The organism is Brevundimonas sp. FV1ye7S, from assembly GCF_058680995.1.
Genome location: NZ_CM178726.1, coordinates 2,651,174 through 2,663,929, shown reverse-complemented (window position 1 = coordinate 2,663,929; position 12,756 = coordinate 2,651,174). Strand labels below are relative to the sequence as shown.

Here is a 12,756-nt window from a genome sequence, read left to right as displayed (position 1 = left end):
ACGGCCTGTTAAACAAGTCGGCCGCAATCGGAGAGCCCATGACCCGCGCTTTCAAAGACCTTCATGTCGCCGTCCTGATGGGCGGTCTTTCCGCCGAGCGGGAGGTGTCCCTGACCTCCGGCGAGCAGTGCGCTCAGGCGCTGGAGCGGCAGGGCGTGCGCGTCAGCCGGGTGGACGCGGGTCGCGACCTGGCCAATGTGTTGTCGGGTCTGATCAAGCCGGACGTGGTGCTGAACTGCCTGCATGGGGCCTGGGGCGAGGACGGCTGCGTCCAGGGCGTGCTGGAGACCCTGCGGATTCCCTATACCCATTCCGGCGTCCTGGCCTCGGCCCTGGCCATGGACAAGAACAGGTCCAAGGCCGTGCTGAAGGCGGCGGGCGTCAAGGTGCCCGGCGGCGGCTTGTACGACCGGCATGAGGTGGCGGCGCGCCACGTGATCGAGCCCCCCTATGTGGTCAAGCCCAACGCCGAAGGCTCGTCCGTCGGCGTCTATCTGGTGACCGAGGGCGCCAATCGGCCGGTCGCCGAGGTGGGCGAGCCCAGCTGGGGCTATGGCGAACAGGTGATGGTCGAGCCCTATATCGCCGGCAAGGAGCTGGCCGTCGCCGTGATCGGCTATGCGGACGGGCCGCGGGCCCTGACCGTGACCGACATCACCCCGACCAAGGGCTTCTACGATTACGAAGCCAAGTACGCGCCGGGCGGCTCCGTCCATGTCCTGCCCGCCGTCCTGCCGCCCGCCGTGTTCGAGGCGGCCCTGCGTCAGGCGGAGGCGGCGCACGTCGCCATGGGTTGCCGAGGCGTGTCCAGAAGCGACTTCCGTTATGACGATGTTAAGGACGATCTGGTTCTGTTGGAGGTCAACACTCAGCCGGGCATGACGCCGACCTCGCTCGCTCCCGAGCAGGCCGCCCATACCGGAATGAGCTACGAAGACCTGGTTCGGTGGATGGTGGAGGACGCCTCATGCCCGCGGTAGTTCGCGGCGGTCGGCGACAGAGTTCGGGTTCCTCGCGTGGCGTCGCCTCCAAGAAGGGCGGGCGGCCACGCGGCGGCGCGCCCAAGCCCGCGTCCGCCATCCCCGGCAAGATGGCCGCCATCGGCCGTATCGATGTTTCACCCCGCACCGTCATGATCGCCCTGGGCGCCAGCGCCCTGCTGGTGATCGGGGTTCTGGCCACCGGCGCCCGCGCCGAACGGATCGGCCAGTCGGTTTCCCACGGGATCGACGGGGTGACGGCGGGCATGGGGCTGACGCTGAAGCGGGTTCATATCACCGGCGCCTCGGCCGAGGCCGAGCCGGCGATCCAGCAGGCGCTGGGCCTGTATTCGGGCCAGCCGATCACAAGCTTGGACCTGAACGCCATCCGCGAACGCGTGCAGGGCGTCGGCTGGGTGCGCGAGGCGCGCGTGGTGCGCCTGTTGCCCGACACCCTGATCGTCGAGATCAAGGAACACGATCGTCTGGCCGTCTGGCAGGACGCCGGCCAGATCAAGGTCATCGACGCCCAGGGCCAGGTGATCCAGGGCGCCGACGCGCGCCGCTATCCGACCCTGCCCCTCGTCGTGGGCAAGGGCGCCGACCTGGCCGCCGGCGAGGTCCTGCCCCTGCTGGCCCAGCGCCCGCGCCTGATGAGCCGGGTGGACGCCCTGGTGCGGGTGGACGAACGCCGTTGGGACCTGCGCCTGAAGGACGGCAGCCTGATCCAGCTGCCCGCCGTCGAACAGGAGGCGGCCCTGATCCGTCTCGATGCGCTGGATCAGCGCGAACGCCTGCTCGACCTGGGCTTCGCCCGGGTCGATCTCAGAACGCCGGACGAGGTCGCCGTGCGACCCGCCGCCGACGCTTGAAGGACCAGTAAGACATGGCGGGCAAGCAGCGCGGATCGGCGAATGACCAGGGCCGGGGCATGGACCCCCGCGCCGGCCGCGCCCCCGTGATCGCTGCGCTGGACATCGGCCAGTCCAAGGTCTCGTGCTTCATCATGAAGCCGGACGGCGTGCGTCACGCCGACCGCACCATCCGCGTCGCCGGCGCCAGCCATGTCCAGTCCAAGGGCGTGAAGGGCGGCGCCATCATCAACATGGACGAGGCCGCCCAGGCCATCGGCCACGCCGTCGAACGGGCCGAACGCGCGGCCCAGAGCCCGGTCTCCGGCGTCGTCGTCACCACCGCCATCGGCCAGATGGCCAGCCACCGGGTCCAGGCGCGGGTGTCCCTGGGCGCCAATCCGGTGGGAGACGCCGACCTGGCGCGCGCCATCGGCATGGCCCTGGCCCAGATCCGCCTGCCCAACCGCCGCCCGATCCACGTCCTGCCGATCACCTGGTCGGTGGACGGCGCGCGCGGCGTGCATGATCCGCGTTCGATGCGCGGCGGCTCGCTGGGGCTCGATCTGCTGGTCGTCTCCATGGCCGAGAACGTCTTCACCACCCTGAGCCACTGCCTCGAGCTGGCGCACCTGGACCTGCAGGGCGTGGCCGCCGCGCCCGTCGTCTCGTCCCTGGCTGCGCTGGAAGAGGACGAGATGGACCTGGGCGCCGTCTGCATCGACATGGGCGGCGGCTCGACCAGCGCCGCCGTCTGGGGCGGCCGGTCCCTGCTGCACATCGAAAGCCTGAACGTCGGCGGCGACCATGTCACCTCGGACATCGCGCGCGGCCTGTCGACGTCCAAGGCCGGCGCCGAACGGCTGAAGACCCTGCACGGCTCGGCCATGGCCAGCGCCAACGAGGACCGCGAGATGCTGGAGGCTCCGCCGCGCGGCGAGGACGCCTCGGCCGGCCCGGTCATCGTCCCGCGCGCCATGCTGAAGACGGTCATCGCCCCGCGCGTGGAAGAGACGCTGGAACTGCTGCGCGACCGGCTGAAGAACGCCGGCGTGGGCCTGGAGCCCGGCGCGGGCCTGGTCCTGACCGGCGGCGCCAGCCAACTGAACGGGGTGCGTGAACTGGCTGTGCGGGTGTTCGACCGCCCCGTCCGCCTGGGCAAGCCCCAGCGCGCGCCCCATTTGGCCGACGCCGCCTCCGGTCCGGCCTTCTGCGCCACCGCCGGAGTCTTGCTGCGCGCCGCCTACGGCCCGCGCGAAGCCGTGTCGGCCAGGAAGCTTATGGCGCGGCAGATCACGGCGGCGGACGCGCCGAAAATCCATCGCGGGAATGTGGTGGGGCGCGTGGCTGGGTGGCTGCGGGATAATCTTTGACTTTGTGCGGTCAAACGTAGCCATATCTTGCTCTATTCGTGGCGCCACTCAGCAAGAAATGCTGCGTATTCGACATTGAGTAAGTGCGTGTTGTTCGGCTGCGATTTGGAGCACATGACTTTGGGTGTGTCCTGATCGTAACACAATTGACGTGTGTCAGCCTGATTTGCGTCACAATGGTTGCCCTCTCGTCACATTCGGCTAGACCGAAGTTACGGCAGGCGGGTTTCTTCGACTCGTTCCTGTTTTGGAATTTAGTTGGGGGCCAAGCCAAAATGAATTTGAAGCGCAAATACTTGTTCGGCACGACCGTGCTCGCTGGCGTTATCGCCGCGACGGCGCCGGCGTTTGCTCAAGCGCAATCGTCCGACCAGGCGACGGAAGCGGATACGGTTGAAGAAATCATGGTGACCGGTTCTCGGATCCGCCGCGATCCGACGACGTCGCCCACGCCGATCATCACGGTCTCGCAAGAGCAGCTTTTGAACACTGGCCAGACGTCGGTCATCAACTATCTTGCCAACATTCCCGCCCTGTCCAGCTCGCAGATCCCGTCGGATACGACCGGTAGCGGCCTGAATGACGGCGGACTTTCCTTTGCCAACCTGCGCGCTCTGGGCTCGAACCGCACGCTGACGCTGGTGAATGGCCGTCGTCACGTGGGTTCCAGCGCGGGGACCTTGTCGGTCGACGTTGACACCATCCCGCGTCTGCTTATCCAGAGCATCGAGATCGTGACGGGCGGCGCCTCGTCTGTGTACGGCGCAGACGCCGTGTCGGGCGTCGTCAACTTCATCACGCGCGACGATTTCGAAGGCCTGGAAATCGACGCCAACTATGGTCAGATCAACTCGGACGGCAAGACCAACCAGCGCATCTCGGCTCTGCTGGGTCAGAACTTCTTTGACGATCGCCTGAATGTTTACATTCATGGCGAATATGAAGACATCGAAGAGGTCAAGCCTCTCGACCTGCGTTGGCTGCGCCGTGCGCCTACTCTGGTTTCGGTTGACTCCGACCCGACGAACGCTGCGAACGGTCCTGTCTATGACGGCGTGACGGACACTCAACTGTTCACGGGCTTGACGCGAATTGACCGTCCTCGGTGGGGGCAGACGACTTTGGCCAACGGTCAAGGCGGGACCCCGCTGAGCAACCCGTTGATCCCGAACTCGCCTTGCTCAACCTACACCAGCTCCAACTGCTATGGCGTGAACCCGGGCAAGACCTTCTGGTATGACGGCGGCACCGCTCGCCTGGCCAACTTTGGCCAGCGTATCGGCAATGTTGGTGTGAACCGCCCGCTGAACATCGGCGGCGACGGCGAGAACCCCGCGCTGTTCTCGACCGAGTCGTCTCAACCGCGTTCGCAGTCCGCTCGCTTCCAAACCGGCGCCAAGTTCGCGATCACCTCCAATATCTCGGCCTATGCCGAAGCAAAATACGTCAAGGAAGACACGTTCGACGTTTCACAGCCGTCGTTCTTCGATATCAATCTGGTCAATTCGTACGCCGCTAACGAAACCAACACCATACAGACCGCATCGCAGTTCGATCTGCGCTGGGACGACAACGCCTTCCTGCCGCAGAATGTTAAGGACGCCATTCGGACCAATATGGTCCAGAACTACTCGGCGCCGACGCGAGACAATCCGGGTGTCCCGACAACGATGACGCTGCGCCAGTTTGCGCGCCATTCGATGTTTGGTCCTCAACGCACCCAGGACAACACCCGTGAGATCCAGCGGTATGTCGCCGGCGTTCGCGGTTCTTTCGACAAGGTGTCCTTCGTCAAGAACGTTGATTTCGACATCGGCTACACCTACGGCAAGCTTGACAACGTCAACGTGGAAGCCGGTCTCGACATCCTGCGCTTCAATCTGGCCGCCGACGCTGTGGTCGACACGGCAGGCATAGTGTCGGGCCGCGCGGGTCAGATCGTCTGCCGTGCCCAACTGCTTCAAGCGCAAGGCACGCCGCGGACCGCCTATGACGAGGACGGCAATCTGGTCACCGCCGGCATCATGGATCAGGCCATCACCGGTAACGATCTTCGCGACACCGCCTATGGTCAGGCTTCGATCAACGACTGTAAGCCTCTGAATGTCTTCGGCAAGGGCAACCAGAGTGCAGAGGCGCTGGACTATATCGGCGCTTCGGTTTCGGTGCGTGAAATCAACGAACAAGAACAGGGGCTGGCGACTGTCTCGGGCCAACTCTGGGACTTCTGGGGCGCCGGGTCCATCGGCGTGTCGCTGGGTTACGAACATCGTCGCGAGTTCACGAGCGGCATCGGTCGTGACGGCGATACCGCCGGGCGCCTGCTGTTCCTGAACACCAGTCCCAACCAACCCGGTGCGGAATATAAGAGCGATGAAGTGTTTGGCGAATTGTCGCTGCCGCTGATCCGCGATTCTTTCCTGGGTGAATATGCGGAACTGAGCGGCTCGTATCGCTACGCCGATTACACCACGGTCGGAAACCTGGATGTGTACGGCGTCAACCTGGTCTATCGTCCGGTTAAGGACGTCACGTTCAAAGCCAGCTACAACAAGTCGGCTCGTGTTCCCGACTTGGAGGAAAACTTCAAACCGCTGGGTCAGACGTTCATCAACTTTACGGACCCTTGCGCGACGTCTGTGATCAACGGCCCCTTCACGGCCACTTATACGGCTGAGAACAAGGCCAACCGGATCGCCAACTGCACGGCCTTGGCCCAGGCCAAGGGGTTGAGCTACGACTTCGCCAGCGCGACCGCCACTCCTGAAGATGATTACACGCCGGATTATAGCGGTGGTGGCACGGCTGGTGTGTCGGGCGGCAATCCATTCCTGCAGCCCGAGGAGTCCAACTCCTTCACCTTCTCGATCGTGTACCAACCCCGCTTCGTGCCGAACTTCACGCTTGCCCTGGACTATTTCGAGATTGAAATCGACCAAGTCATCTCGGCTGTCTCGGCTCAAACCGCTGTGAACAACTGCGTCAACGGTTCAGGGCTGAACGCTTCGGCGTGCGGTACGATCTTCCGCAATGTTGCGGCGGTCGCCAATCCGACGACGGTTCAGGAACGTTCGCAGGCCTTCAAGATCGGCGCGCCCTTGGGCGATCAGTTCGGCGGCTTCATTCAGGGCTCGATCAACTACGCCGCTCTCACGACCCGGGGACTGGACTTCGACGCACGCTACCGCTTCGATTTCGATGAGATGCTCGGCCGTAACTGGGGCCGCCTGGACTATTCCATCGCGGGCACTTGGTTGATTGAACAGCAGGAGTTCCTGGACTCGACCAATCCGGCAAACTTCGTCGAGTACGCCAGCCGCGCTGCAGTGGGCGGGTCGTATCCTCGCGTTCGTTTCGCCTCGTCTCTCACCTACACGCCGAACGACACGTGGAGCGTCAACTGGACCGCTGACTGGCAGTCGTCGCAGAACATCGTGTTCCCGCGCGACTTCATCAACAATGCGGACAGCCGCTCGGATGACTACCTGTCGACCGGAAACTTCGTCCGGAACGACTTCACCGTGCTGTGGAACGTGCGCGACGATGTGACGGTGCGCGCAGGCGTGGTGAACGCCTTCGACGCGGAGCAGGCGCCGTGGCTCGGCACGACCCTCTACAGCAACTTCGATCCCTACGGTCGTCGTTACTTCATCGGCCTGAACTTCCGTCCCTGGTAAGTTCTGACGAGGAGCCTTGGGAAAAGGGCGGTCCGTAAGGGCCGCCCTTTTTCTTTGGATGGAAGAAATCTGCAGCCAAGCTCGCAGTTTGTGCTTCTCTTGAGTCCGACTCACATTATCGCCGTAACCTTCTCTTAACCCTCATGGGTGCAATCCTTAACACGCTCATAACCAATGTGATTCGGCGGGGCGGTCGCATCGGTTTGAAGGGGTCAGGGTCGGAAGGTCGGAAAAGAAATGTCGCTCTCATTGGTCAAGCCGCAACACACTGAACTGAAGCCCCGTATCGTCGTGTTCGGCGTCGGCGGCGCCGGCGGCAACGCCGTGAACAACATGATCGACGCCGGCCTTGAAGGGGTCGAGTTCGTCGTGGCCAACACCGATGCGCAGCACCTCAGCTTCGCCAAGACGGATCGCCGCATCCAGTTGGGCGAGACCATCACCCAGGGCCTGGGCGCCGGCGCACACCCCGAAGTCGGCATGAACGCCGCCGAGGAATCCGCCGACGAGATCCATCAGCACCTCGAAGGCGCGCACATGGTGTTCATCACCTGTGGCATGGGTGGCGGCACCGGCACGGGCGCGGCGCCTGTGATCGCCAAATGCGCGCGTGATCGCGGCATTCTGACCGTCGGCGTCGTGACCAAGCCCTTCACCTTCGAGGGCCGTCACCGGATGCGCCTGGCCGATGCCGGCGTCGCCGAGCTGCAACGCTATGTCGACACCCTGATCGTCATTCCGAACCAGAACCTGTTCCGCGTCGCCAACGAACGCACCACCTTCGCCGACGCCTTCGGCATGGCCGACCAGGTGCTGCACTCGGGCGTGCGCTCGATCACCGACCTGATGATCCTGCCGGGCCTGATCAACCTCGACTTCGCCGACGTCCGCGCCGTCATGTCCGAAATGGGCAAGGCGATGATGGGCACCGGCGAGGCCTCCGGCGACGACCGCGCCCTGCTGGCCGCCCAGAACGCCATCGCCAACCCGCTGCTGGACGAGACCTCGCTGAAGGGCGCCAAGGCTGTGTTGGTGAACATCACCGGCGGTCTGGACATGACCCTGCTGGAAGTCGACGAGGCCGCCAACGCCATTTCGGCCGAGGTGGACGGCGACGCCAACATCATCTTCGGCGCCGCCTTCGATCCGGCGCTGGACGGCAAGATCCGCGTCTCGGTGGTCGCCACCGGCATGGACGAGAGCGGTGTGCAACGCGCCGAACCCTCGGCCCCGGCCGCGCCCTCCCAGACCGCGCCCCTGGCGGATCACGGCGCGCGCCGTTCCGCCGGCGGCCTGTACGGAACCCAGGCTTCGCGTGCCCCCGAGCCCGCCCGCGAACCCTACCGTGAGCCGGTCCGCGCTGAACGCGCGCCGGAACCGCGTCCTGAGCCCCGGATCGAGGCGGCCCCCGTCGTCCCCAGCTTTCAATCCCCTCCCGCGCCGGAGCCCCGGCCCGAGCCGGTGATCCGCGTCGCGGAACCGACCTCGCGCGCCCTGGACCCGATCGTCGATCCGTGGGTCGAGGAGTACGAAACCACCCGCGCGCCGGCCGCGCAGTCGAGCCGCGCGCCCGAGCCCCAGGGCGACCTGTACGCCGCCCGTTCGCCCGAGCCGGCCGTTGATGACTATGACGACCGTGACCACCGCCGCAGCGGCTGGAGCCTGTTCGGTCGCGGCAAGCGCGCCCAGCCGCAGCCCGAGCCGACCTACAGCCCCCGTCCGACCTCGCAGATGCGGTCGGCGGCCCAGCCGCAGGCCCAGGCCGAGCCCGAGACGGGCCATGCGGACGACGACCTGGAGATTCCTTCTTTTCTCCGCCGTCTCGCAAACTGACCGACTGAAATTCTGAAAGCCGCGCCCCGAAGCCACTGGCTTCGGGGCGTTTTCAATTGCGACGGTCCCATAACGAAACAATCCGAAACCCGACTTTCATTTCGCACTTGCGGGGGCAGGGCTAGATCACTCGAGGGGCGTAATCCGCACTTAGAGGCGGGACCCAATCAGATTGAAGCGAGTTTGAGTTTGTCGGTCAGAAACGACCATCACGAGCGCACCATCATCGCGCCGGCCATCATCGCCGGCGTCGGGGTGCACACCGGCCGCCGGGTGCGGCTGGCGGTTCGTCCTGCGCCCGCGGGGGCGGGGATCGTCTTCGTGCGCACCGACGTGACCGACCGCGACAACCGCATCCCCGTCTCGGGCGAGGCCGTTGTCGACGCCCGCCTGAACACCATGATCGAGAACGCCGCCGGCGTGCGGCTGTCGACCATCGAACACCTGATGGCGGCTTTCTGCGCTCTGGGCGTTTCGAACGCCGTGGTCGAGGTGGATGGGCCGGAACTGCCGATCCTGGACGGGTCGGCGCTGGAGTTCGTGCAGTTGCTGGACCGGGCGGGCTTCCGTCCCCAGGCGCAGCCGCAGCGCTATATCGAGATCCTGGAGACGGTTCACGTCACCGAAGGCGACAAGCACGCGGCCCTGTTGCCGTGCGACCGCTATGAAATGCGGTTCGAGATCGACTTCCCGTCGGCGGTGATCGGCAACCAGATCATCGATTTCGTCGTGGACGAGCCGACCTTCCGCAAGGAAATCATGGCCTGCCGCACCTTCGGCTTCGCCCATGAGGTCGAGGCCCTGCGTCAGGCGGGCCTGGCCCGCGGCGGCTCGCTGGAGAACGCCGTGGTCATCGACGGCGACGACATCCTGAACCCCGGCGGCCTGCGGATGGAACGCGAGTTCGTGCGGCACAAGGCGCTGGACGCCATCGGCGACCTGTATGTCCTGGGCGCGCCCCTGCTGGGCCGTTACGAGGGCTACAAGGCCGGGCACGCGGTCAACAACAAGCTGGTCCGTGCGCTGCTGGCTGCGCCCCATGCGTGGCGCGAGGTCACACGCGTGCCCGAGATGGCGCAGGCGGGCTGACAAGCGCATCAGCCTTTCCCTCCCCCAGCGGGGGAGGGGGGCGAAGGCGCAGCCGAAGCCGGGTGGGACGGGCAGGGCGCCGGTCCACTGATTTATCTTTTCGGAAATAGTGCGTCCCTGCCGGGCCGCTCCCACCCCGTCGCTGCGCGACGCCCCTCCCCGGACGGGGAGGAAGAATTATCGTGCGCGCGCCTAAACCCCGATCACGCTGATCAATCGGCCGAAGTCCGGTTCGCCTTGCTGAAACGCCCGGCGGTTGGAGTAGAAGCGCGCCGCGTCGGTGCACGTGTCGTGGCCGGTCCAGACTGCCTGGCCGACGCCGGCCTGTTGCAGGCGCCACAGGACGAAGCCGGGCAGGTCGAACCGGCGTTTGTCGTCGGTCTCGCCCGGAAAGAAGAAGCGCTCGCTGCCCGGGTCGTGGTGGGCGAAACGGTCCTGGAAGTCGAGGCCGACCTCATAGCTGGCGGGGGCGATGCAGGGGCCGACGACGGCGCGGATGTGACGGGGATCGGCGCCCAGGGCCTGCATGGCCGCGACAGCGGAATGGACCACGCCGCCCAGGGCGCCCTTCCAGCCGGCGTGGACGGCGGCGACGATCCGCGTCTCGGGATCGGCCAGCAGAATCGGCGCGCAGTCGGCGGTCAGGACCGAGCACAACAGGTCGGGTTCGGCGGTGACGACGGCGTCGCCCTCGGGCCGGTCGCCCTGCCAGGGGCCATCGGCGACGCGGGCGACGGCGGAATGGATCTGGTAGCAGCCGTTCAGATGATCGACGTCGGCGCCGAAATGGGCGGCGACGCGACGGCGGTTCTCGGCCACGGCGGCGGGGTCGTCGTTCGAGCCGACGCCGGCGTTCAGGCCTTCATAGAGGCCGGTCGAGACGCCGCCGGCGCGGGTGAAGAAGCCGTGGTCGAAGCCGGCGGCCGTCAGCAGCGGATGGGTGATGGGGGCCAGGTCGCTCACAGGTCCCACCCCGGCACGATCAGCGCGCGGGGGGAGAAGATCGCGGCGGCCTTGAACAGGCTTCCCATCTGGTCCTCGGCGGTCAGGCGGTGCAGTTGGCGGTCGATCACGGGGGCGGCGTCGGGCCGTCCCGCCTTCAACCGTTCAGCGCGGGCTTCGATCCCCAGCCGTCTCAGGAACTCGCCCTGGGGCAGGCAGCCGGTGACGTCGGCGCCGGCGCGGACCGCCGCCTCGAGCACGCGCGGGAAGTCGGCCCACTGGGTCAGGTCGGCCTCGCCGGGGCTGTCCAGCGGATCGACCTTATGGTGGCGGCGCAGGGCCTGGAGGGTGTCGCCGGCCTCGGGTCGGGCGCGGCCGTAATCGATGAGCAGGGCGGCGCCCGAGGCGGCCTTCATCAGCCCGGCCAGGTCGCGGCCGAAGATCGCCTGTTGTTCCGAAATCTCGAACACCTCGCCGGGCGCGATGTCGAAGCCGGGTTTTTCGAACCCGCCCGAAATCGCGGTCAGGCCGAAGATCAGGTCGTTGTCGTCGGTGACGCCGATGCGGCGCTCGGCCCAGCCGCCGTCAGTGCGGACAAACTGGCGCGCGGGCAGGCAGTCCAGAACCTCGTTGGCGATCAGGATGACGGGGGCGTCGGTCTCGATCCGCGTCAGGTCGCGCACCCAGCGCGGCGACAGGTCGGCGCCGGCCAGGGCCTTGGCCTGGAGATCGCGCAAAGGCGCGCTGGGCTCGATCAGGATCAGGTCGCAGGCCTCTAGGAAGCCGGGAACCAGGCGGGCGGCGCGCAGCGCGTCGCTCATCAGGGTTCCGTCGCCAGGGCCGACTTCGACCAGCCGGAACCGTTCGGGCGCGCCCAGGCGGTTCCAGGTCTCGACCGCCCACAGGCCGATCAGTTCGCCGAACATCTGGCTGACCAGGGGCGCGGTGATGAAGTCGCCGCCTTCCCCCAGAGCAGGGCACGAGGCGTAATAGCCGCCCCTGGGATCATGCAGGCAGCGGGTGACATAGTCGGCGACCGTCATCGGCCCCGTCAGGGCGATCTCGCGCGCCAGACGGGTTTTCAGGGTTTCGGCGTCGCTCATGCCTGGACGGGCGGCCGGTCCCAGGCGCGCCAGATCAACCAGCCGCCGACCAGGATCATCGGGATGGACAGCATCATCCCCATGGTCAGGCCCAGGGGGAAGTCGGGCATGCCGAAGTCGGGCTCGCGCACATTCTCCAGCGCGGCGCGGCAGACGCCGTAGCCGACCAGGAACAGGCCGGTGATATAGCCCGGCTTCTTCAGCAGATCGAACTTCCAGATGCCCAGCGACAGGATGGAAAGCAGGACGATCCCCTCCAGTCCCGCCTCATAGAGCTGGCTGGGGTGGCGAGGCGCGTCGCCGGCGGGGCAGAAGCCGTACATCTGCTGGATACGGGCGTTGCAGAAGCGGACGGCCCAGGGAACGGTCGTCTCGCGACCCCACAGCTCGCCGTTGATGAAGTTGGCCAGGCGGCCGAACATCAGGCCTATGGGCACGACCGGGGCGATGACGTCGCCGAGGCGCAGCATGTCGATCTTCTGGGCGCGGGCGTAGAGGAAGATGGCCAGGCAGACGCCCAGGAATCCGCCGTGGAAGCTCATGCCGCCGGTCCAGAGCTGGAACAGCTCGAACCGCTCGCCCAGGGTCTGGCCGGTGAACAGCTGGGCGTACATGATCGGCTTGTAGAACAGGGCGTAGCCCAGGCGGCCGCCCAGGATGATGCCCAGCACGATCCACAGGACCAGGTCGTCCAGCTGGGTGGTGTTGATCGGCGGCTTGCCCGGCGCCCACAGGCGTTCGGTCTTGACCAGACGGGCGGCGTACCACCAGCCCAGGACGATGCCGGCGACATAGGCCAGGGCGTACCAGCGGATCGGAAGCGGTCCGAGATGGATCAGGACCGGATCGAATTCGGGAAAGGGCAAGGGGCGTTCCTGTGCAAGCCTGTCTCAGAAGGGCGGTTTAGC

The 12,756-nt window shown here is 66.2% G+C and carries 9 protein-coding genes; 6 read left to right on the top strand and 3 right to left on the bottom strand.

The window, feature by feature from the left end:
• The first annotated feature begins 38 nt into the window (after positions 1 to 38).
• From ACW18C_RS13005 to lpxC, 6 genes are all read left to right on the top strand, one after another.
• Complete coding sequence (locus ACW18C_RS13005; protein ID WP_492071298.1) at positions 39 to 980, top strand: D-alanine--D-alanine ligase; 942 nt, start codon at positions 39 to 41, stop codon at positions 978 to 980.
• Entirely contained in the window at positions 968 to 1,852 is an 885-nt protein-coding gene (locus tag ACW18C_RS13000; protein ID WP_040349724.1) for a cell division protein FtsQ/DivIB, read from the top strand. Before ACW18C_RS13005 ends, ACW18C_RS13000 begins: the two co-directional genes overlap by 13 nt.
• Positions 1,853 to 1,911: 59 nt before the next feature.
• Positions 1,912 to 3,204, top strand: a complete 1,293-nt coding sequence (gene ftsA, locus ACW18C_RS12995; protein ID WP_492074031.1) for a cell division protein FtsA — start codon at positions 1,912 to 1,914, stop codon at positions 3,202 to 3,204.
• A 275-nt stretch (positions 3,205 to 3,479) separates the two neighbouring features.
• Complete coding sequence (locus tag ACW18C_RS12990) at positions 3,480 to 6,881, top strand: TonB-dependent receptor plug domain-containing protein (RefSeq protein ID WP_492071296.1); 3,402 nt, start codon at positions 3,480 to 3,482, stop codon at positions 6,879 to 6,881.
• A gap of 237 nt (positions 6,882 to 7,118) precedes the next feature.
• Positions 7,119 to 8,714: a cell division protein FtsZ gene (gene ftsZ / locus ACW18C_RS12985; protein WP_492071294.1), complete on the top strand. Its 1,596-nt coding sequence runs from the start codon at positions 7,119 to 7,121 to the stop codon at positions 8,712 to 8,714.
• A gap of 189 nt (positions 8,715 to 8,903) precedes the next feature.
• Positions 8,904 to 9,803 (top strand): UDP-3-O-acyl-N-acetylglucosamine deacetylase, encoded by a 900-nt coding sequence (gene lpxC, locus ACW18C_RS12980; RefSeq protein ID WP_292150274.1) that lies wholly within the window; start codon positions 8,904 to 8,906, stop codon positions 9,801 to 9,803.
• A 192-nt stretch (positions 9,804 to 9,995) separates the two neighbouring features.
• Here the strand turns inward: lpxC and pgeF are convergent, their stop codons facing one another.
• The 3 genes from pgeF to lgt are packed head-to-tail and all read right to left on the bottom strand — an operon-like array spanning position 9,996 to position 12,714.
• Positions 9,996 to 10,766, bottom strand: coding sequence for a peptidoglycan editing factor PgeF (pgeF, locus tag ACW18C_RS12975; RefSeq protein WP_492071291.1), 771 nt, complete (start codon positions 10,764 to 10,766; stop codon positions 9,996 to 9,998).
• Entirely contained in the window at positions 10,763 to 11,848 is a 1,086-nt protein-coding gene (locus ACW18C_RS12970; RefSeq protein WP_492071289.1) for a class I SAM-dependent methyltransferase, read from the bottom strand. Before ACW18C_RS12970 ends, pgeF begins: the two co-directional genes overlap by 4 nt.
• A complete protein-coding gene (gene lgt / locus ACW18C_RS12965; RefSeq protein ID WP_492071288.1) occupies positions 11,845 to 12,714 on the bottom strand; it encodes a prolipoprotein diacylglyceryl transferase in 870 nt (289 codons plus the stop codon). Before lgt ends, ACW18C_RS12970 begins: the two co-directional genes overlap by 4 nt.
• Positions 12,715 to 12,756 lie beyond the last annotated feature (42 nt).